Origin of the sequence: Kitasatospora phosalacinea (assembly GCF_000717185.1) — a bacterium.
Lineage (GTDB): Bacteria > Actinomycetota > Actinomycetes > Streptomycetales > Streptomycetaceae > Kitasatospora > Kitasatospora phosalacinea_A.
In genome coordinates, this window is record NZ_JNYE01000077.1 from 1 (window position 1) to 22,060 (window position 22,060).

General features: G+C 76.6%; 12 protein-coding genes. All 12 read right to left on the reverse strand.

Annotation, left to right across the window (positions count from 1 at the left end; translation table 11 throughout):
* Window positions 1–13: 13 nt before the first annotated feature.
* The 12 genes from OO57_RS27390 to OO57_RS39840 all read right to left on the reverse strand — a co-directional run bounded on the left by OO57_RS27390 (window position 14) and on the right by OO57_RS39840 (window position 21,975).
* Entirely contained in the window at window positions 14–1,651 is a 1,638-nt protein-coding gene (locus tag OO57_RS27390; RefSeq protein WP_033255356.1) for a class I adenylate-forming enzyme family protein, read from the reverse strand.
* 13 nt (window positions 1,652–1,664) lie between these two features.
* Window positions 1,665–2,618: an FAD-dependent oxidoreductase gene (locus OO57_RS27395; protein ID WP_033255373.1), complete on the reverse strand. Its 954-nt coding sequence runs from the start codon at window positions 2,616–2,618 to the stop codon at window positions 1,665–1,667.
* A complete protein-coding gene (locus OO57_RS27400; protein ID WP_051778311.1) occupies window positions 2,615–3,823 on the reverse strand; it encodes a threonine synthase in 1,209 nt (402 codons plus the stop codon). Before OO57_RS27400 ends, OO57_RS27395 begins: the two co-directional genes overlap by 4 nt.
* Window positions 3,820–4,881, reverse strand: coding sequence for an ornithine carbamoyltransferase (locus OO57_RS27405; protein ID WP_033255357.1), 1,062 nt, complete (start codon window positions 4,879–4,881; stop codon window positions 3,820–3,822). Before OO57_RS27405 ends, OO57_RS27400 begins: the two co-directional genes overlap by 4 nt.
* A gap of 155 nt (window positions 4,882–5,036) precedes the next feature.
* Window positions 5,037–6,023 (reverse strand): diiron oxygenase, encoded by a 987-nt coding sequence (locus OO57_RS27410; RefSeq protein ID WP_081974001.1) that lies wholly within the window; start codon window positions 6,021–6,023, stop codon window positions 5,037–5,039.
* The gene (locus OO57_RS27415) at window positions 6,020–7,501 is read right to left on the reverse strand and encodes an adenylosuccinate synthetase (protein WP_063737654.1); all 1,482 of its coding nucleotides are present in this window, start codon (window positions 7,499–7,501) and stop codon (window positions 6,020–6,022) included. Before OO57_RS27415 ends, OO57_RS27410 begins: the two co-directional genes overlap by 4 nt.
* A complete protein-coding gene (sbnB, locus tag OO57_RS27420) occupies window positions 7,495–8,505 on the reverse strand; it encodes a 2,3-diaminopropionate biosynthesis protein SbnB (protein ID WP_234337526.1) in 1,011 nt (336 codons plus the stop codon). The genes OO57_RS27415 and sbnB overlap by 7 nt, the downstream gene beginning before the upstream one ends.
* Before the next feature lie 80 nt (window positions 8,506–8,585).
* Window positions 8,586–9,590, reverse strand: coding sequence for a 2,3-diaminopropionate biosynthesis protein SbnA (sbnA, locus tag OO57_RS27425; RefSeq protein WP_063737655.1), 1,005 nt, complete (start codon window positions 9,588–9,590; stop codon window positions 8,586–8,588).
* Window positions 9,591–9,969: 379 nt separating this feature from the next.
* Window positions 9,970–11,838 carry a hypothetical protein gene (locus OO57_RS27430; RefSeq protein WP_033255359.1) on the reverse strand — a complete coding sequence of 623 codons (1,869 nt, stop codon included), beginning with the start codon at window positions 11,836–11,838 and terminating at the stop codon, window positions 9,970–9,972.
* 46 nt (window positions 11,839–11,884) lie between these two features.
* Window positions 11,885–16,402, reverse strand: a complete 4,518-nt coding sequence (locus OO57_RS27435; protein WP_033255360.1) for a hypothetical protein — start codon at window positions 16,400–16,402, stop codon at window positions 11,885–11,887.
* Between the two features lie 102 nt (window positions 16,403–16,504).
* The gene (locus OO57_RS46965; protein WP_158715239.1) at window positions 16,505–19,993 is read right to left on the reverse strand and encodes a hypothetical protein; all 3,489 of its coding nucleotides are present in this window, start codon (window positions 19,991–19,993) and stop codon (window positions 16,505–16,507) included.
* Window positions 19,975–21,975: a DUF6603 domain-containing protein gene (locus tag OO57_RS39840; protein ID WP_158715240.1), complete on the reverse strand. Its 2,001-nt coding sequence runs from the start codon at window positions 21,973–21,975 to the stop codon at window positions 19,975–19,977. Before OO57_RS39840 ends, OO57_RS46965 begins: the two co-directional genes overlap by 19 nt.
* Window positions 21,976–22,060: the final 85 nt, after the last annotated feature.

Here is a 22,060-nt window from a genome sequence, read left to right on the forward strand (position 1 = left end):
GGCGGGGCCCGGGTCAGGGGCGGGCGGCGGGGTCGAGCGGGGCGACGGTCCCGGCGGCGCTGCGGTCGCGGTAGGCGGCGAAGTGCGGGACGAGCATCCGGCGCTGGGTCTTGCCGGTGTGGGTGCGGGGGATGACGTCCTGCCCCCACAGCACGACCTTGGGGCGGTTGCGCACCGGCAGGTCCTGGACGGTCTTCATCAGCCGGTCCTGGACGCCGGCCATGTCCTCGGTGTCGACGACCAGGCCGACCTCCTCGCCGTAGGTCTGGTGGGGGTAGCCCACCGCGACGACGCGCCCGGCGAGTTCGGGCAGTTCGGCGAGGATCGCGGACTCGACGGCGGTCGGGCTGACCTTGTCGCCGGAGCGGATGATCAGGTCCTTGATCCGGTCGGTGACGAAGAAGTACTTCCGCCCGCCCTCGGCCAGGTAGTAGCCCTCGTCGCCGGAGTGCAGCCAGCCGTCGCGGAAGGCCTTGGCGGTCTCGTCCGGCTTGCGGTGGTAGCCGAGGGAGAGGCTGGGGCCGGTGATGCGCAGTTCGCCGAGTTCGCCGGGGTCGGCCTCGGTGCCGTCGGGGCGGACGACGGAGACCCGGGCGCCGTCCAGGGGGTAGCCGACGCAGGGGGTGTCGCGGTCGAACATCATCGCGGAGCGGACGGGGTCGGGGTCGGTGGCGGGCAGGATGGTGGCGAAGTTGGTGTACTCCGACAGGCCCCAGGCGTGCGCCAGCCGCAGGCCGGACTGCTCCTCGAACTCGCGGGCGAGGGCGGAGGGCAGCGGCGCCGCCGACACGAAGATCCACTTCAGGTCGGGCACGGCGGCCCTGGTCACCCGGGTGCGCAGCAGCAGCTGGAGCATGCTCGGCACCATGCTGGTGACGGTGACGCGCTCCCCGGCGACCACCCCGGCCCAGGAGAACGGGTCCATCCGGTCGGTCATCACCAGGTGCCCGGAGGAGAGCAGGCAGGTCATCATGCCGAAGCCGACGGCGTGCGCGTGGTAGAAGGGCATCACCGAGTACTGCACGGGGTGGTCGATGCCCAGCGCCTTGACCATGCTCCAGGCGTTGGCGACCAGGTTGCGGTGCATCTGCACCACGCCCTTGGGGAACGCGGTGGTGCCGGAGGTGTACAGGATGATGGCGGGGTTGTCGCCGTTGACCGCGACCGGCCGGGGCGCGCCGCCGGGGGCGGGGGCGACGCCCTCGGGGGCGACGTCCTCCAGCAGCCGGACGCGGCGGCCCCGGCGCAGCTCGTCCCCCCGCTCCAGGCCGGTCTCCCGGTCGGTGAGGACCAGCACCGGGTTGGCGTCGCCCAGCACGTACTCCATCTCGGCGACCGAGTAGGCGGGGTTGAGCGGCACCACGACCGCGCCGATGCTCATCGCGGCGAGGTAGAAGACCGGCACCTCGATCCGGTTGCGCATCAGGGTGGCGACCCGGTCGCCGGGCACCACGCCCTCGCCCTGGAGGTAGGCGGCCCAGGCGTCGATCGCGGCCAGGTAGGCGCCGTAGTCGAGCGAGGTGCCGCGCTCGGTGCCGCGGTAGAAGGTGATCGCGGGCCGGGTCGGGTCGGGCTGGGCGCGGACGGCGTCCAGGAGTTCGGGGAAGGTGTGCACGGGCTGGATCAGGTCGCGGGAGAACACGGGCGTCATCGCCTCGCTTTCGCTAGTGGGTGGTTCCGAGGAGGTCGGCCGCGTCCGTGGCGCACCCCCAGGAGAGGGTGAAACCGGCACCGCCGTGCCCGTAGTTGTGGACCAGGCCGGGGATGTACGGGTCGCGTTCGACCCGGACGGTGCCGCGCGCCGGGCGGAAGCCCACCCGGACCTCCAGCACCCGGGCGTCCGCGACGGCGGGCACCAGCCGGGCGCAGCGGGCCAGGATGTCGGCGACGGTCTCGTCCGGGACGGCGGTGGCCACCAGCCCGGGGTCGGCGGTGCCGCCGAGGACGGCGTCGTGCTCGCGCTCGACCACGTAGGTGGGGCGGCGCGGGTCGCCGTCGTCGATCCAGCAGCCGTGCAGGCCTTCGGGTTTGGCGCAGCGCAGCACCACTCCGCGGACGAGCGACAGGCTGCGGTCCCCGGCCAGTGCGGCGCTGCCGTAGCCGGTGCAGTTGACCACCCCGCCGGTGCGGGCGACCTCCGCGGCCAGGTCGGAGACCTGGCGGTGCTCGATCCGGCCGCCGCGGGCCGCGAAGCGCTCGGCGAGGTGGGCCAGGTAGCGGGCGGCGTCGGCGACCGGGACGGGCACGGCCCAGGCGGAGGCGTACCCGGGCGGGCAGTCGGCCGGGCGGGCGCGGTGCCGTTCGGGCAGCTCCCGCGTCCACCAGGGGGCTTCGGTGGCGGCGGGGAAGAACTCGGTGAGGGTGCGCACCCGCACGCCGCTGGCCGCGGGGTCGGCGGCGAGGGCGGTGAGCCGGTGCAGGGCGGTGGTGGCGCGCCGCAGGTAGAGCGGGTCGGGGCGCTGGAAGAACGGGTGCCAGATCGCGGCGGCGACCACCGAGGTGGTGTGGTGCGGCAGTTCGGGGGTGAGCAGGGTGACGGCGCGGCCGCGGTCCTGGAGTTCCAGGGCCGTGGTGAGGCCGGTGACGCCGCCGCCGACCACCGTGACGGGTGCGGTCACCGCTGGGCCTCCGGCGGTGCGGCGGGCCACGGGTCGGGGTCCTTGAGGCCGGTGCCGGTCAGCAGCAGCACCGCCGAGTCGCCCTCCCGGACGGCGCCCTCCCGGCGCAGCCGGGCCAGTGCCGCGTAGCCCGCCGCCGTGGACGGCTCGACCCACAGGCCGAAGCGCCGCGCCAACTCGCCCGCCGCCCACCGGATCTCCTCCTCGGCGACGGCCGCGGCCAGCCCGTCGGAGCGCAGCAGCGCCCGGACGGCGGCCAGGTGGTCGCGCGGGCGGGAGACCGCGATGCTGTCGGCCGCGGTGGCGGGGGCGACGGGCACCGGCTCGCGGTCGACCCACCCGCCGCGGGCCAGCGCGGCCGCCCAGCTGCGCCGGATGCTGTCGGAGGAGGCGGCCTGGGCGGCGACCAGCCGGGGCACGCCGGGCAGCAGCCCGAGGTCGGCGAGTTCGGCGAAGCCCGCGCCGATGCCGCTGAGGATGTTGCCGTCCCCGCAGGGGACGACCACCCAGTCCGGCACCTCCCAGCCGAGGGCCTCGGCGATCTCCAGGGCGCAGGTCTTCTTGCCCTCCCGGGTGTACGGGTTGACGCCGGTGTTGCGGCAGTACAGGCCGTGTTCGCGGGCGTGCGCGACGGCCCGGTCGAAGGCCTCGTCGTAGCTGCCGTCGACGGTGCGCAGTTCGGCGCCGTACGCGCGGATCTGGGTGAGCTTGGCGGGGGGCGCGGCGGCGGGCACGAAGACGGTGGCGCGCAGGCCCTGGGCGGCGGCGATGCAGGCCATCGAGGCGCCCGCGTTGCCGGTGGAGGCGGCGACCACCTCGCGGTGGCCGTGGGCGCGGGCGACGGCGAGCGCGACCTCGGTGGCCCGGTCCTTGAGCGAGCCGCTGGGGTTGCGGGTCTCGTCCTTGGCGCGCAGCCGGACGCCGTCCAGGGCGGTGCCCAGGTCGAGCAGCGGGGTGCCGCCGACCTGCAGTCCGCTGCCGTGCTCGCGGCGGGCGGGCAGCAGCGCCTGGTAGCGCCACAGGTCGCGGCCCGTCAGCGAGTCGAGGAACTCCCGTGCGGTGGGCGGCGGTTCGGTGACCGCCCGCCGGTTGGGCGCGGGTTCGCAGTCGCAGGCCGCCGCGCCGCCGGCCCCGCCCGCGGGCCGGTCGCACAGGCAGCAGCGCAGCACCGTCCGCCGCTCCAGCGGGAGCTGGCGGACCGTCACGGCATTCCCGCCGGGTTCATCAGCCGGGTCATCACGGCGTTCTGCGCGTGCAGCCGGTTGGCGGCCTGCCGGAAGACCAGCGAGCCGGGGCCGTCGATCACCGCGTCGGTGACCTCCTGGTCCCGGTCGGCGGGCAGGCAGTGCAGGTACGCGGCACCGGGGGCGGCCAGCGACATCGCCCGCTCGTCGACCCGCCAGTCGCGGTGCTTGTCGAACAGCGCGGTCATGCCCGCCTCGTCGACGGTGCCGGAGCGGTCGGCGGGCAGCATGTCCAGGCTGCACCAGGACTTGGCGTACACCAGCTCGGAGCCGGTCAGGCCGTCCTCGAAGTCGTGGGTGAGCCGGATCGTGGCGTCCGACTCGGTGGCGAAGCCCTGCGCGGCGGCCATCACCTCGGGGTCGAGCTCGAAGCCGGGCGGGTGGGCGAGGGTGATCTCCATGCCGAGCTTGGCGGCCGACAGCAGGGCGCTCTGCGGCACCGCCACCGGCTTGTGCCAACTGCCGGAGTACGCCCAGCTGATGGTGAGCTTGCGGCCGCGCAGGTCGCCGCCGGTGTGCTCGTGCATGGTCATCGCGTCGGCCAGCGCCTGGCAGGGGTGGAAGCGGTCGCACTCCATGTTGATGACCGGGATGTCGGCGTGCTTCGCGAACTCGTGGATGAAGCGGTTCGCGCCGCCGTACACCCAGCCCGCCGGTTCGCCGTACATCCGGATCGCGATCGCGTCGCCGTACTGGGAGAGCACCCGGGCGACGTCGGAGACCCGCTCGGTGGCGTACGGGATCTCCTGGCCGGGCAGCGCCGGGGTGTAGATGCCGTTCGCCGGGTCGAGGTGGACGGCGTGGCCGCCGAGCTTCTCCAGGCCGGTGTGGAAGCTGCTGCGGGTGCGCAGCGACTGGTTGAAGAACATGAAGTAGACGGCCCGGCCGTCCAGCAGGACCCGCTTGTCCTGCTGCGGCAGGGACTTGAGCCGCAGGGCGGCCTCCAGCAGGGCGCGGTACTCGGTGCCGGGCATGGTCAGGTCGACGTCGATCCAGCCGGGGGTGCCGGTGTCGGTCATGGTGGGGTGCTCCTCATGGCTCTGGCGGGCCCCGGCCGGTCGCGGCGGGGGCCTGGCGCGGTTCGCGGGTGGTGAGGGCGGCGGGCGGGGGCGCCCGCGGGCGGCGCGACCGGGCTCCGACACGGCCGGTCGCCGCCGTTCGAACCCTGCGGGGCTCAGCTCCGGTGCGGTTCGAGGGTGGTGAGGTCGACGAGCGAGGCCCCGTCGAGGACGGAGAGCCGGTCGGCGAACTGCTCGCCGGCCTCCAGTCCGAGGTCGCCGATCAGCTTGCGGCAGGCGGCGGAGGCGGCCAGGAACTGGCGGCGCAGCTCGGCCCGGTCGTGGCTCTCGTCGATGGCGGTGGCGGCCTGGCGGGGGGTCAGGCCGCGGGCGACCAGGTCCGCGTGGAGGCGGCCGAAGTCGGGGCGCAGGAAGTACCACAGCACCTGGCGCAGGACGGACTCGACCAGGGCCCGGTCCCGCTGCACGACGGTGGGGATCCAGCCGTCGGCGAAGCGGTGGAAGAAGGCGTGGTGCCGGGCCTCGTCGGTGGCGTGCTCGGCCAGCATCCGGGTGACGGCCGGGTGGACGGTGTCGCCGCCGGCCTGCCGGAGGGTCGCGGTGATCAGGGTCTCGGTGACGATGGCGCAGCAGATCACCGCGATCGGCCGCTTCTCCCGGGGCAGCCCGGCGACCAGCCGGGCGATGTCGCCGACCTCCCGGCCGGGCGTGCGTCCCAGCCGCAGGCCGGTGACCTGCTGGATGTGGGAGCGGAACTCCTCCATCATCAGGACGTGGTAGCCCTCGTCGGTGTAGACCTTGAGCAGGTCGGTGCGCATCTCGTCGGGGGTGCCGGGGAGTTCGAGGATCCGCTGGACGGCCCGGTTGACGATCTCCAGCTCCACCACCTCGGTCTTGGCGAGGTACTCGGCCAGCCGCCCGGCCCCGAGCTCCAGCGCGGCCCGCGGGCCGAGGGCGGCGACCAGCGGGTGCGCCGTGTACGGGGTGAGCGCCCGGTTGTACAGGACGTGCGAGTCCTGCCAGGCGGGGCCGGCCGGCTCCGGGTCGCGGACCCGCACCATCGCCTTCCCGTACCAGCGGTCCTCCCCCGCCGGCCCGGCGCCGGGGGGGACGACCCCGGCGCCGGGCGGTACGGGGCTCATCCGCCGGCCTGCCGGGCGGCGGGGAGCGCGGCGGGGAGCCCGGCGGGGAGCGTGCCGGGGCGGGCGAACTCGGCGGTGCAGTCGCGCTCCGGGCCCAGGCCCAGGCCGATCACGGGCGCGCCGATCCGCTGCTCGACGTACTCCTTGAACGCCAGCATGGACGCCGGGACGCCGTCCAGCCCGGGCAGGCCCGCGACGGCGGCCCGCACCTGCTCGGCGTCGAAGACCGGCAGCACCTCGATCCGCTCGCTGCCGGGTTCGCCGGGGGCGGCCGCGGCGAGCTGCACCGGGACGCCGCCGTAGTGGCTGTCCCGGTAGTGGGCCAGGCAGTCGGTCTTGTTGAGGTAGACCACGTCCACGCCGTGCAGGGTGACCTGTTCGCGCAGCTGCTCCAGGTCGAGCAGGCCGATCCGGCGGGGCCGGCCGGTGCCGGAGCCGTACTCGCCGGTGAGCATCCGCAGCGCGGTGCCGACGTCGAGCGGGTCGGCGGAGCCGAGCAGCTGCTGCGGGTCGTGCTCGGCCTGCTCCTCGGTGCGGCCGCGGCCGGTGCGGCAGGCCTCGGCGAAGTACGCGGCGGAGCGTTCGGCGCCCAGTTCGGACGGGAAGGGGCCGTGGCCGACCCGGGAGACCACGGCCTTGGCGACGCCGATGGTGTGCCGGTGGTAGCGGGGCGGCAGGTCGCCGCCGACGTAGGCGTGGCCGGGCAGGGTGTGGCTGGAGGTGACGTACGGCTGGTCGCCCTGGACGACGTCGAGCATCAGCGACTGCGCGCCCTCGAACAGCACCCGGGCGCCGTCGGCGACCCTGCGGGCGAGGTGGGTGCGGTCGGTGGTGACCATCGGGCGCAGCGCCTCGGCGCTCTCCCGCATCGCGGCGATCCGCTCGCGCTCGGCGGCCAGCCGCTCGCCCGCGTCGGCCTCCTCCTTGAGTTCCCGTTCGACGGCGGCCAGCATCAGGGCGGCCGTGCCCTCGGGGTCCTCCAGCAGGTCGCGCAGCTGCAGGTTGCAGCGGACGCCGTCGCGGGTGCGGGCGGCGCGGTCCGCGTAGCAGGGGCCGATGCCGTTGCCGGTGGTGCCGATGGCGGCGCCGGTGCGCTGGTCGAGCAGGAAGTGCACGGGCTGGACGACGGCGCAGCGGTCGCTGATCCGCAGCCGGTCGGCGAGGTCGACGCCGACGGTGCGCAGCAGCGCGAGCTCGTCGCGGAGCTTGACCAGGTTGAGCACGCAGCCGGAGCCGATGTAGAGCTCGCAGCCGGGGTGGAAGACCGCGGACGGGACCTGCTGCAGGACGACCCGGCCGGCCGGGGTGTCGATGGTGTGCCCGGCGTTGGCGCCGCCGTTGAAGCGGGCCACGACGTCGTAGTCGGGGGCGATCAGGTCGATGATCTTGGCCTTGCCCTCGTCGCCGTACTGGAGGCCCACCAGCACGTCGGAGTGGCCGGGTCGGCGGGCGGGGTCGGTGGTCATCTCGGTCAGCACCTTTCTGCTCCCTGGAAGAAGTCCTCCACGGGCACGGTGGTGTCCGCGAGGACGGAGTGCACGAGGTTGCCGACGGCCAGGTCCAGGATTCCCATGCCGAACGGGGAGAAGACGACCGGACGATCGCGCTCCGGCGCGGGGGCGCCGCTCAGGATCGCCGGAAGCGTGTGGCGTACGAACTCCCGCCCGCCGGTGAGCAGTTCGGCCAGGTGCAGCGAGGTGCGGGCCTTGAGCGCGTGGTCGACGTCGTCGACCACGTTGTGCGCGGCCAGCACCACCTCGGGGGCGAGGTCGCGCAGCGAGAGGTGCAGCACCACGGGGTTGTGGGCGAACAGCCGCGGGTCGTGGACGTGCGGCTCGCCCGCGGTGGTGGCGAACACCACCACCTGCCCCGCGGTGATCGCCTCCTCGATGCTGCCGCAGACCGCCACCGGCGCCGCGAAGCGGCCGCGCAGCCGCTGCGCGAGGCGCTCGGCGTGCGGCAGGTGGGCGTCGTGCAGCAGGATCCGCTCCGGCTCGACGCCGGACTGCCCCAGGTAGTCCAGGACGTGCTCGCTGATCACGCCGGTGCCGATGACGGAGACGGTGCGCCGCCCGCCCTTCCCGCCGTCCAGCTCCCGCAGGGCCAGCACGGCCCCGGCCGCGGTGCGGCTCGCGCTGATGGCCGCGGCCTCCATGCAGGCCACCGGGTAGCCCGTGGTCTCGTCGTTCAGCACCAGCACGGCGGACGCCCGGGCCAGGCCGCGGTCGATGTTGCCGGGGAAGCTGGAGATCCACTTGATGCCGGTGACCCGCTCGCCGGAGTCCTCGGTGTAGTGCGCGGGCAGCGCGATGATGCGGTCCGCGTCGTGTTCCGGGAAGCGCAGGAAATAGCTGTCCGGATTCACCGTGCGCTGCGCGTGGTGCGCCTTGTAGGCGGATTCCACGGCGGCGACCACGGCGGCCCGGTCGCCGTTCACGACTTCGCGGACCCGGCTGCCCGAATAGACCCGGAATTCCGGCACGGAAAGCAGCGCGGATTTCGCGGTGGATTGCGCGGTGGATTGCGCGGTGGATTGCGTGGTCACTTCTGCGGGCCGCCCGTTCATGCGATGAGGTCCTGACGTTCTGCGCGCGGGTTCGCCGCGTCGCTCCGGAAATCCACCCCGACCCGCACCCGGCCGCTCTCGGCGGCGAGCATCGCGGGCAGCGCCCGGAAGGCGGAGGGGAACTTCGACCGGACCCAGTCGTCGCTGTAGATGGTGTCCAGGTACTTGTCCCCCATGTCGGGGGAGAGCGCGACCACCACGCTGTCCTCGGTGAAGCGGTCGGCGAGGTAGCGCACCCCCTGCAGCACGGCGCCGGTGGAGCCGCCGACGGTCAGCCCGCGCTGGGCCAGGGTGCGGCACATCCGGACGGCGTCCGCCTCGTCGACCATCAGCACCTCGTCGACCAGCGAGGCGTCGGCCATCGGGGGCTTGCGGCTGGTGCCGAGGCCGGGGATCCAGCGCTTGCCGGAGGCCCCGCCGAAGGTCACCGACCCCATCGAGTCGACCCCGACCAGCAGGGTCTCCGGCGAGTGCTCGCGGAAGTAGCGGGCCAGGCCCATCAGGGTGCCGGTGGTGCCGGTGCCGACCACCAGGCAGTCCACCCGGGGCGCGGCGGCCAGGATCTCGGGGCCGGTCATCCGGTAGTGGGCGCGCCAGTTGCTCTGGTTCGCGTACTGGTTGAGCCAGATCAGGCCGGGGTCCTCGGCGCACAGGCGCTGCACCAGGTCGATCCGGGTGCCCAGGTAGTTCCCGGTCGCGTCCCGCTCCTCGACGGTGATCACCTCGGCCCCCAGGGCCCGCATCTTGGCGACGGTGCTGGGCGCGGCGTTGGGGTCGGTGACGCAGGTGAAGCGGTAGCCGCGCTCGGCGCAGATCAGCGCCAGCGCCACCCCGAGGTTGCCGGAGGAGGACTCGACGAACCGCGCCCCGGGCGCGACGCCGCCCGCCTCCTCCAGGTCGATGACCATCTGCAGCGCGGTCTTGAGCTTGATCGAACCGGCCGCGTTGAGCCCTTCCAGCTTCAGCCGGACCGGGCAGGGCGCGATGCCCTGGACCACCACGAACAGACTGGACAGCGAGCGGTGGGCAATGGATTCCGGAAGCATCGCGGTTCAGCCCCCGTGTCTCTCGCGATTACCCGCCGTGCGCACCGCTCCGGAAGGTTCGGACGGCTCCCGGGGTGCTAATTGGGCATGCTCAACCTCAGATGCCGACACGCCGCTTCCCCTCCCCGTGTGTACTTACTCCGAAGGCCTGATGGGAGCGCTCCCACTGCAAGCCGCCGGACAGCATGTCAGCGCCCGGGGTTCCTGTCAAAGGTCCGATTACATGCTGGACACAAAGCGGTGGCGCGCCGTTTACCCGAGGTCTCCGGAGAACTCCCGGAGTTCGCCTGCGGCGCGGGGGAGGAAGAATCCGGAGATTCCGTGAACCCGCTGATCAGGGGAGGTCCGGACGACCCCGGTCCGGATCGGGGGTCGCGGCGTCGAAGCGCAGGCCCGAGGAGGCCTCGCCGCGGCCCGGGCGCTTCTCGCGGCCGCGCCAGACGTGGCTGCTGCCGTCGGGGCGGCGCACCAGCTGGTCCAGCATCCGGACCTCCACCCCGCCGCGGGTGACCTCCTCGTCCCGGACGCCCCCGGCGGCGTCCCGCAGGATCCGGCTCCGCGCGGCCCGCAGTTCGCCGGTGCGGGTCTCCAGCAGCCGGGCCCGCCGCAGCAGCCGCGGCCCGTCCGGCGCGCCGGGCCGCGGCGCCACCGGGACGAGCGGCGTCCAACTGCGCGCGACCGGGGTGGCCAGCCGCCACACCAGCTCGTACGCACTCGCCGAGCGGGCCCGCGGCAGGTCGAACTCGATCTGCTGCCAGGGCAGTTCGACGCCACGACCGGACGGGCCGAGCACCCGCTGCTCGATCGCCCAGGCCAGGTTGGCGGCCTCGTCGCGCTGCAGGGCGACCCGTTCCAGTGGTGGCGAGCCCAGCGCGGACCCCGCCGAGGGCAGCACCACCAGCAGCGGGTGGTCGCCCTCCGGGCCGCTCGCCGCGGCGGGCTGGAACTGGCGGCCGACGCCGTCCCCGGCCCGGGTCGCGGCGGTGCCCACCAGGGTCGCCGCGCCGAAGGTGTCCCGGACGACCACCCAGTCGACCCGGGCCACGCAGCCGACCGGGACCTCGACCGGCGCCAGGTACCAGTCGGGGCTGTGCACCAGGGCGAAGTCGACCGCCAGCATCCGGGCCAGGTCGGTGGGGCCGCCGGTGGCCGCCCCCAGCGAGACCCGGGCGTCCTCGAACTCCCAGAACCGGTCGGCGGGCATGCCCGGGTAGCGCAGCGGCGCGGGCAGCGCGGTGGCGGTCCGCTGCCCGGTCGCTCCCCCGTCCGCCGCCGCCCCGAGGGCGCGCCCGGGGTCCGCGTCCTGGGCCCGGCCCGTGTCGAGGTCGAGGTCGAGGTCGTACCAGGCCAGGCCGGTGCCGTCGTACGCCGGTGCGCGCAGCACCAGCTCGGCGGCGGGCGCGTCGGCGGCGGGCGCGTCGGCGGCGGGCGCGTCGGCGGCGGGCGCGTCGGCGGCGGGCGGCTCGGCGGACGGCTCGGCGGGCGGCAGCGGGGGCGCGGCCAGCGAGAACGCGTACTCGAGGCGGTCGGGCACCCAGCTGGGCGGGGTGGGGTCGGCGCCGGGGGCCAGGACGCCCCAGTCCTCGGCGAGTTCGCGCTGCCAGTCGCGCAGCGCGTCCTCCAGCGCGCCGGGGTCGGCCCCGGCCGTCGCACCGGCGGGCAGCCCGCCGTCCGCCAGCAGGGCCAGCACCTTGGCGCCGTCCAGCACCCGGCCCGCCAGCAGGCGCCGGTAGCGCACCTCGTCGGGGCCGAGCGGGGCGTCGTCGGGCGCGGTCGCGTCGAAGCGCAGTTCGGGGCGGGCGGCCAGGGCGTCGGCGACCGCGGTGAGGTGGCGGGCGGCGAGGTGGCGGCGCAGCGACCGGCCGGCCCGGACGGCGGCGGTCCAGGGGGTGGCGGCCGGGTCGCCGGGGGTGATCAGCGCCTCCTGTTCGACCAGCCGTTCCAGCGGGGCGGCGTCGTCGCCGAGCGGAAGGGCGGGCCGTCCGGGGGTGCCCTCGGGCCGGTAGCGGGTGAACCGGGACCAGCTGACCTTGGTGTCGAGGGCGACGGGGCTGCCCCCGTCGTCGCCGGTGAGTTCGCCCAGCTGCCACTGCCGGAGCAGGAACCACAGCGGGTCGGCGGTCTCGGCGGCGAGTCCGACGGCGATGTCGGGGGTGGCGGCGTGCGGCTCGACCCGGCCCCAGCGCACGATGGTCTGGTCCATCAACTCCCCGCTTCCGTAAGGGTTTTCGTCTCGTGGAGGTGTCGCATCAGAGGGTGGCCGCCAGCGCGCGCCAGGCGGCGATCGAGAACTTCGGCCAGGGCGCGGCGGTGAGTGCGGACAGCGCGGTGGCGCGGCCGTCGTCGCGGACGTAGGTCAGCGGCAGGTACTCGTCGAGGCCGGTGGGGGCGAGCTCGTCCAGGTCGACGCCGCGCAGCAGGGCCAGGTCCGTCGCCTCGCGGGCGGCGGCGTGCAGGGCGGTCCAGCTCCAGGGGCTGCCGGGGTCGGCGGGGACGGCGAGCAGGACGGTCTGCGGGGGGCGGGCGCCGGGCGCGTCGTAGTGGACGGCGAGGCCGGTGGTGACGGTCGGGGCGGGTAGGACCTCGGTGGTCTCGTCCAGGACCAGGGCGTGCGGGTCGGGCCCGGGGGCGGGGCCGACCAGCAGCAGGTGGGTGTGGTTGCGGTCGGGGCGGCCGGGCAGGGCCTCGGTGCGGGGGCGTTTCCAGGCGCGCAGCGGGTTGCCGGTGCCGGGGTCGGGGTCGAGCGGTCCGCCGAGCCAGGCCAGGCCGGGGGTGGGCGGCAGGTGGCAGGGGGTGAGGGGGTCGGCGGGCTGTCCGGCGGCCTCCCGGAACAGGGCGAGGTCGTCGAGCCGGGCCGGCGCGGGGCGGACCCTTCCGAGGCGGGCCAGCCAGCGCTCGACCTCGGCGGCGGGGACGCCGGGGACGGGGGCGGGCGGTGCGGTGCCGGTGGCGGGGACGGTGGGGACGACCGGGTCGCCGCCGATCCGCCGGACGATCCGGGTGAGGGTGTCGAGGCCGGTGGGCGCGGAGCGGAGCGCGTCGAGGGCGCCGTCCCGGGCGGCCGCGGCGGCGTCGGCGGGGAGCGCGAGCAGGCCGTGGACGTCGCGGCGCAGCGCGAGGGCGGCGGCCGCCGCGGCGAGGGCCTCCGCGCGGGGCAGGTCGGGGCCGGGGCCGACCGCGCCGGGGAGGCCGAGGCGGGCGAGCGGGGTGAGCAGGCTGCGCGGCAGCCGGTCCCCTTCGGCGGCGGCCGCGGCGGCGGCGGTGATCGCCGCGATCGCGGCGTCGGTCTCGTCGAGCCGTTCGCGGACGGCGGTGGCGAGCGGGGCGAGGTCGGCGCGGGCGGGCGGTGCCGGGGCGGTGGTGGTGGCGGCGGTCGGGTCGCCGTCCGCGGGTGCGGTCAGGTCGGTTGGCGCGGTCAGGTCGGCGGCGGTGGCGGGCCGGGCGGTGGCGAGCAACTCGGCTGCGGTGGCGGCGAGTTCGAGCAGCTGCTCGTCGGCGGTGCAGCGGGCGTCCAGCGGCCGGGTGCCGGTGGGGGCGGGCCGGGCCTCGGCGAGCAGGTCGAGGGCGCACAGCCCGAGGGCGTCCAGCGTGGTGGTGGCGCCGTCGGGGGTGCGGACCTGCTGGGCGGTGGCGGGGCCGAGGACCTGTTCGGCCCAGAGTTCGGCGCGGGGGGCGAGCAGGGCGCGCGGGGCGGTGCGGTCCCAGCCCGCGGTGCCGGTGCGGCCGTCGAGGGTGAGCAGGACGCGGTGGGTGAGGGTGACGCCGGAGCGCGGTTCGGCGGCGACGGTGGTCTCCGGCGGGTGGCCGCCCTCGGCGAGGGCGGCGAAGGCGGCGCCCGCGGCTTCGGGTCGGCCGGTGGCGATCCGGTGCAGGCCCTCGGCGACGAGCAGGTCGGCGACGGCTTCGACGGCGGTGTCGAGTTCGGCGAGGACGGGGCGGAAGCGGGGGTCGGCGGTGCCGGGGACGGTGCCGGCGAGGGTGTCCCGGGCGGTCCACACGTCGAGGCCGTCGACGACCTCGGCGGGCACCACGGCGTCCTGGCCGGGCGGCAGGGGTTCGCCGGGGGCGCCGGTGGTGCGGCGCTGCGGGTAGCGCTCGCGCAGTTCCTGCACCAGGGTGTGCAGTCCGGCGTCGTGCAGGCCGCGTTCGAGCCGGTAGCCGAGCAGGGCGCCGAGCGGCTGGCCGTTCGCGGTGCCCGCGAGGAGTTCGCGGGCGAGCCGGACCCGCCGGGAGGTGAGGTCGAGGGAGGCGACGGTGCTGCCGTCGCCGCGGTGGGCGAGTTCCCCGGCCCGGAGCATCCCGGCGGTGACGGCCTGCTGCAGCGAGGGGGCGTGGACGTAGCCGACCGGGTCGGCGGGGCGGCGCGGGTCGGGCGCCTCGCCGCCCCCGGCGGTGACGTGCGCGCGCCAGTCGGCGGGGGCGGCGGCCGGGTCGGCGGGGGCGGAGCGCGGGCGGACGTCGACCAGCACGCCCCAGGCGCCGACGTGCAGCCCGGTGGGGCGGCGGTCGCGCAGCCGGGCCAGGCGCTGGGCGGCGAGCGAGGTGAACCAGGCGTCGAGGCGGGTGGCCGCGCAGGCGAGCGCCTCGCCGGTGAGCCGGGTGTACTGCGCGTCGGTGAGGTCGGCGGCGGCGAGGTCGGCGACGGCCTGCCGCGTCCCGGCGAAGGCGTTGACCGGGACGAGCGGGACGTCCGCGCCGATCCCGTCCAGCACGGACTGCAGCAGGCCCCGGTCGGTGACGATCTCGGTGAGCGCCAACCCCCGTGCCTGCTGCGGGAGTTGCAGTTGCCGGTCCTCCAGCAGGTCCTCGGCCGGGCGGGTGAACAGCTCGACCCGCGGGCGGGTCACCGTCAGGGCGGACTCGGCGAGTTCCGGCGGGACGGCGACGGCGGTGCGGACCGCGGCGGGGGCCAGCATCCGGCCGAGGCTCAGCACGTCGAGCTCCCCGGCCAGTTGCAGGGCGTGCTCGACCAGCACGTACAGCAGGTCGGTCGGCGGCGTCCCGTCCACCTCCAGCAGCCCCAGCCGGTGGCGGGGGCCGGTGAGCCGCCGCAGGTAGCCGGCGGGCGTCTCCCAGCCCGCGCGGTGCGGGTCGGTGCGGGCGACGGCCGCGGTGACGGCCCTGGTGCCGCGCAGCACCAGCCGTTCGAACCGGGTGCCGGTGGCCAGGTCGCCGAGGGTGCGGGCGAGCAGGTGGCGGATGCCGACGACGCCCAGCGCGCCGGTGAACGCGGGGGAGGCGGCGACCTTCCCGGTCAGCAACCCGTCCAGCTGCTCGCGCAGTTGACGCTCCAGCAGCTCCCGGTTGCCCGCGTCCCCGGCGACCGGCCCCGCGGTGTCGCGCAGCGCGTACCCGCCGGGGTGCGGGACGGGGCCGCGGCCGAGCACCCGGGCCAGCTCCTCCGCGGGGCGCTCCGCCCCGGCCAGCCGGGGCACCCCGCGGGCGGCCCGGACGAAGAGCCGGCGCAGGTCGCCCAGCAGCCGGTGCAGCCCCTCGCTGAGCGGCGGCTCCTCGGGCAGCCGCACCCAGCTCGCGGCGGGCAGCACCGGCAGCACCCCGTACGGCTGGCGGCCGACCCGGACGGCGGGCAGCGGGCCGCGGGCCCGGACGAAGGAGGCGACGTGCTCGCGGGCGAACGGCTGCACGGCCGGGTCGGGGGCGGCGGTCCGGTCGTCCCACGGCTCGGCGAGGGTGCCGATCACCTCGCCGAAGGTGACCGGGAACAGCGCGAGCGCCGCGCTGCGGGCCAGCGCCTGCTCGCGGCCGTCCGCGCCGGGGACGGCCGCGAACTCCCCCGGCGGCAGGCCGAGCGCGGCCGCCAGCAGCGGGCCGTCGGGGGCGCCGCCGTGCAGCACCGGCACCTCCCCGTCGGGCGACTCGACGGGCGGCGCGGCGGGCGGCGCGGCGCCGGTGACCAGGCGGTACCCCGCGTACGGGTCGACGTCGGCGGCGGTGCCGGGCCCGGCCGGGCGGTCGGTGAGGTTGTTGGTGGGGGTGCCGGGGGCGAGCAGCGCGAAGCCGTCCCGGGCGCCGTGGTCGGCGAGCAGCCCGGCGAGATCGGCGGCGGCCTCGCCTGGGCGCGCGCCGAGCACGAACAGCCGGTCCAGGCCGTACGTCGCGGTCTCCGGGTCGAGGTCGACCTCGGTGGCCATGCCGATCGCCAGCGCGGCCCCGAAGTCGACCAGCCAGCGCACCGGGTCGTCCGGGGCGAACAGGTGCGCCCGCTGCGGGTCGAACGCGGGCCGGTCCTGGTCCGGGCCGACCTGCAGGTCGCCGCCGGGGCGCGGCACCCAGTGAGTGAGCACCGTGCTGCCGCCGCGCTCGCCGACCAGCACCCAGCCGTCGGGCAGCAGCCGCGCGGTGGCGGGCCCCGGCGGCCGGTCGGTGACCGCGTCCCCCGCCCCGGTGGCGCGGGCCACGTGCACCGCCCGGGCCTGCCCGACCCGGCGCACCAGCACCTCCCAGGCCGCGGCCCGCCGGTGCGCGGCCGCCCCGGCCTCCTCCCCCGGCGGCGCGGCCCGCTGCTCCTCCCAGAACGCGGCCCCGGCCGCCGCCTCGGCCGGCCACAGCCCGCGGCCGGGCTCGGCGACGGAGATCCCGTCCGGGTAGATCCGCACCCGCAGCACCGGGACCTCGGCGGGGCCGCCGTCCCCGCCGGTGCCCGCGCGGGTGCCGAAGCGGGTCTCCAGGCGGACGGGCAGCAGCGCGACCGGCAGTTCCGGGTCGAGCCCGGCCCAGAGCGCGGGGTCGGGCGGCGTGGTCGCCATCGGTTCTCCTCGTGGACGGGGGGCGGGTCGGTGGCCGCGGGCGGTGCGGCGACCGGGGGCGGGTCGGTGGCCGGGGGCGGGTCAGACGTAGTCGCGGGCGGGTCAGACGTAGTCGCGGGCCCGCAGCAGCATCCGGAACGGGCGGCGGAAGAGGGCGTGGCCGACCGCGGCGCTGCCCGCGGCCCCGTGCAGCCGCCGGGCCGTCAGGTGTCGGCCCCGGTCGGCGTCCCGCCACGTCCAGGTGTCGGGGTCGTCGGGGTCGTCGGGGTCGTCCGGGTCGTCCGGGTCGTCCGGGTCGTCGGGGTTGTCCGGGTCGTCGGTCCCGGGCGTGCCGGTGCCCGGTTCGTGCAGGCCGAAGCGCGGTTCGTCGTGCGGTTCGAGCAGCGAGACGTACCAGCAGTGCCGGGCGTCGGCGTCGTCCCGGTAGCGCAGTTCGGCGGGGTCGAGGTCGAGGGCGACGTAGGCGAGGTCCTCGCCGAGGAAGCCGCGGAACAGCTCGGCCCGGTGGGCGTTCCCGGTGTCGGGGGTGAAGGCGACGCCGTCCCCGTGCCCGGTCACGGTGCCGAGTTCGGCGCTGATCACGGTGTTGGGGTAGCGCCGCAGCAGGTCGCCCTTGATCACCAGGACGGTGACCGGGCGCCGGGCGCCCGTGGTCGGGCCCTGCTCGCCGATCGGGCCGGACCAGGCGTCCATCGGGCGGACGTCGTCGGCCGGGCCGTTCCAGAACCGGCGGAAGCAGGTGCCGCGGAGGTCGGTGGGGAAGCCCCGCCAGAGCAGTTCGCGGGCCGTCTCGTGGTTCAGCCCGGCCAGGAACGCCTCCACGAACGGCCAGTTGACGGCCAGCAGGCACACCGAGTTCGGCTCCAGCGCCCCGGCGCCGCCGAGCACCCACTCGCGGTCGAGCCGGTCGAGCCGGTCCACGGCCGGGGCCGGGAACTGCGGCGCGGCCATCGCCGGGTGCAGCTCGGAGCCGGGGCGGCGGCGGACGTGCTCGCCGACGAAGTCGTGCGACCAGGCGAGCATCGCCCCGTAGGCGCGGTGCGGTTCGAGCCTGCCGACCAGGGCCGCGGCGTCGCCCGGGTCGAGGGCGGTGAGCTCGGGGAGGACGGCGGGCAGGGCGTCGGGGGCCAGGTCCTCGGTGGGCAGGGCCTGCACGGCGGCGCCCAGCGCGGCGAGGTCGGCGGCGGGCAGCAGGTCGAGGGTCCGCCCGAGGTCGTCGCCGTCCAGGCCGAGCCCGGCGAGGGCCGCGGCGCGCAGGTCGGCGGCGGTCTCGGCGATCCGCGCGGCCCGGCCGGTGACGCCCAGCCCGCTCAGCGCGGCCTGCAGCCGCGGCAGGTCCAGCCAGGTCGTCTCCGGGCGGTACGGGTCGGTCTCCTCCCAGCCGGTGGCGGGCAGCACGTCCCGGCGCAGGTCGATCGGCCGCGGGCCGTCGTCCACCGCCCCGGCGGCCGCGTTGAGCGCCCGGACGGTGCGCAGCGACACCGGCTGCCCGACGCCCTCGCCGCGCAGGCGCAGCAGCTCGGGCCGGACGTCCCGGTGCAGCAGGAGGTGCCCGGCGGCGTCGAGCTGCCCGGCCAGCTCGGCCAGGTCGCGGACCTGCCGCTCGGTCCGGGGGTGCAGCCGCACCGGGCCGTCCGCCACCGGGAGCACCACGGCCGCCCCCTCCCCGAACGGACCGTCCGCCACCGGGAGCACCACAGCCGCCCCCTCCCCGAACGGACCGTCTGCCACCGGGTCCACCACGACCGGGCCCTCGGCGGCCGGGCCGTCCGCCGCCGACTCGACCTGGACGGCCAACTGGCTGACGTACTGCGGGAGTCGGCTGATCCTGGCCACGTAGTCGACCGGGTCCGTGCCGAGCTGTTCGGTGAGCCGGGTGCGGAAGGCGGGGTCGGCGGCGAGTTCGGCGAGGACGCCGGGGTCGAGGGTGCGGGGTGCGGTGAACCGGGTGGGCAGGGCGGCGGCGGCGCTGGTGCGCAGGGCCTCGACCACGGCGGAGACGGTGCCGGAGACGGAAGCGGTGCCGGAGACGGCGGCGGTGTCGGTGGCGGCGGCGCGCAGCGCGTAGCGTCCGGCCCGGGCCAGGGCGGGGCCGAGGGCCTCGCGCGGGACGGTGCTGCGGTCGATCCGGGCCCGGAAGGTCTCCTCGGGGTCGGCCCGGAGCCGTCCGGTGGCGGGGGCGAGCAGCCGCAGCGCGGCCGCGGCGGGCAGCGTGGCGACGCATTCGTGCAGGCGGCTCGCGGCGGCCGCGTAGAGCGCGCTGTTGCGGATCCGCCGGTTGGCGGCCCGGACGGAGTCGAGCTGGCGCCAGGCCTCCGCCATCAGCTCGCCCTGCTCGTGCTGGACGACCAGGGTGGCCACTCCGGCGGCCATCCGCAGGTACGGGTCGGCGTTGAGCTGTTCGACCCAGGTGGCGGGCCGGTCCGGGAGGGGCGCGGTGAGCGGGACGAAGGGGGCGCCGGGCGCGCCGTCGAGCGAGCGGACCTCGGCGGCCCACTGCCCGTACAGCGGCGGGCCGACCACCGGGTCCGCGGGGTCGGCGGCGGCGACCGCGTCGAGCAGCGGCTTGAGCCGGGCGTGCAGGGCGGCCGCCGCGGGGTCGGGGTCGGCGCGGTCGGCGGCGAACGGGCTGCCGGGGGCGGTGTCGGCGATCCGGGTGATCGCGGTCGGCACCTCCTGGACGCCCGCGAAGTCGTCGTCCGGGTCGGTGGCGGGCTGCATCAGCGCGGCGCGGCCCTCGACGGCGATCCGGCGCAGGCCGAGCGCGGCGCCGGAGGGGCCCGCGCGGCGCAGCTTCTTGCACAGCGTCTCGAAGTCGCCGCTGGGGCCGGTGCGGAAGTCCCAGCTCTCGTAGACCGGCAGCTCCAGGCCCGGGGCGGGGCTCCAGCGCCTGCGGCCGGTGCCGTCCGGGACGGTCCTGCCGAGGCCCGCGAGCCGGCCCGCCTCGTAGCCGGGCACCACCACGGCGAGGTAGTGGGTGCCGGGCGCCAGCCGGGTGGGGCAGAGCAGCCGCGAGCGGACCCGGCCGTCGGGGTTCTCGACGGTGCCGCCGGAGTGCGTCTGGACGTGCGCGAAGGCCCAGCTGTCCGCCGGGTCCGGCACCTCCGCGGCGGACTCCAGCACCAGCACCGGGCAGGGCCGCCCGTCCGGCGGGGCCGGCCGTCGGGCGGGGACGACCACCAGCATCAGCCAGGGTTCGCACCGCTCGGGGTCGGTCGGGCCCTGCGGGGTGAACATCCACGGCAGGTCGGGGTGGGCGAACTCGATGCAGGCCAACTGGTCCGGTTCCAGGTGCAGTTCGCCGGGCCGCGGCGAGCGCCGCAGCACCTGCGCCGGGTCCAGGCCGACCACGTCGCCCGGGCCGAACAGGGTGACGGCCGCGCCGGGGGCGCTCAGCGCGGTGGGCGGCTCGCCGTCGGGGGTGACGGTGACGGTGAAGTCCCGCCGCACCCGCAGCCTCCCGTCCCCGCCGCCGCCGTCTCCCCCGGCCGGACCGAGGGAGGCCGCCGCCCCGCGGCGCGACCAGGAGCGGAACTCCACGGCGGGGGCGGCCCCGCCCTCGGTACCGGCCATCAGAACGTCAACTCCCATTCCCTGGAGACCTGTAGTTCGCTCCCGGCCGCCAGCAGGCTCTCCAGCACGGCCGGGTGGGTGGTGGCGGCGCCGACCGCGTCCGCCGGGGTGAGGTCCCGCACCCTGGTCAGTGCGGCCCGCGCCGGGTCGCGCAGCTCGACCGGCCGGACCGCGGGCGGCGGCGCCACCCGCCGGGGGGCCGCCAGTGCGCCGGGCAGCAGGGCGCCGGGGAACCGGGAGAGGCAGAAGTCGTCGCCGAGCACGCTGGTCTCGGGGCTGGAGGTGTCGCGCACCAGCGGCACCCCGGGCGAGCTCACCCCCTGCGGGTCGAGGTCGAACCCGCAGGCGAACGGCGCGTACCCGGAGGCGGCGAGCCGGGCCCGGTCGTCGAGGTCGCGGAACTGCCCGGGCGGGAACAGGCCCTCGCGCAGCTGCGGGGCGGGCACGTCGAGGTCCAGCGTGACGGTCCTCGGCAGCGCCCGCCCGTCCATCCGCTGCAGGGCGACGCGCAGCGGCACCGCGGTCTGGCGGAAGCCCAGCGGGGCGAGCGGGTGGACGGCCGCGGCGCCCGGACCGGCCCCGGGGCGCAGTTGCACGCAGTGCGGGACGTCCCCGCTGAGCACCGTCCAGTTGGCGGGTTCGGCGAGCTGGGCGACCAGCACCGGGCCCGGGTCGCGGACGAGGGGCGGTGCGGACGGGACGGCGGAGCCCCAGGTGATCTCGGGGACGTCCACGTCGACGTCGAAGAACAGCACCGAGACCGTGGCGTGGCCGCGGATCCGCCACGGGCTCGGCCCGGACAGGTGGCCGCTCAGGACGAGGCTGCCGACCGAGAAGTCCGCGCACTCGACGCTGACGTGGGCGGAGAAGTCGGCGAGGAACTCGAACCGGTCGAGGTGGATCAGCGCGTCGAAGGCGAAGCCGCCCTTGATGCCGAACCCGGCGACGGCCGCCTCCAGTTCGGCCGCGGCGCCGAACTGCACCGAGTTCGTGGTGACGGCCAGGTAGGCGGCGAGCCGGGCCCGCAGCATCGCGCCCGGGGAGATCTCGGTGCCGATCCGGCGCAGCTGCCGCATGCCCTCCGGCGGGGTGAACGCCGGGTGGAAGCCGCCCGCGGAGAGCGCGAACAGCGGGTCGTCGCCGCCGCGGACGCGCAGCGCGATCTCGCCGTCGACCGGGATCCCGGCGAGGTGCGAGCCCGCCAGGCTCGCCTCCAGCGCCAGCCCGTCGCCGTCGACGGTGCCGACCACGACGGCCTGTAGCAGCACCAGCGGGGCGGCCTCGTGCGGCAGGGTGAGCGCGAGCTTGCCGAGCAGCACCACGCCCCGGTCGCCGATCAGCACGCCGATCGTCGCGGACACCAGCGTCGGTGTGCCCCAGCCGAGCTTGAGCAGCGGGCCGACCACGGTGCTGCCGTCCTGCTGCGGGAACGCGGCCGCCAGCACCGGCAGCAGCCGCGGCGCGTCCGCGACCGGGTCGTGCGGGAACATCAGCCGGGCCAGGTCGCCGGAGTGCGCGGCGGCCTGCAGAGCCTCGGTGTCCGGGCGGCGGTTGACGCCGACCAGGCCGCCGACCCCCACCAGGGTGAAGCCGAAGGAGAGTTGCAGGGGCGGCTCGAACTCGGCCGCGATCAGCGCCAGCAGCGAGAACCGGTCCGTGGTCAGCACCCCGAACCCGCTGACCACCACCGGGCCGAGCCGGGCCCGCAGCGCCCCGCTCCACTCGTCCCCGCGGCGCTGCAGCGTGCCGCCGCCGCTGAACGCGGGCAGCGTCAACTCCGCCCGGGCGCCGTCCGGTCCGGTCGGCACCGGGGGCGTCAGGGCCAGCGTCACGGTGCCGTTCTCGATCGCCAGCGCGATCCCGACCGCCAGCCTGACCTTGTCCACCCCGAGCCTGAGGCCCGGCAGCTCCACCGCCGCGGACGCCCACAGGTCGATGCCGATCCCGTACCGGCCCGGCTCCGGGCCGGTACGGCCCGACAGGTCCATCCCCGCTTCCACGCCGCTCTCCTGTCTCTGCCCGCTCCGCCGGGTCAGCCCGTACCGCGGGCCCTGCTGCCCGCACCGCCAGGTGGGCCCGTACTGC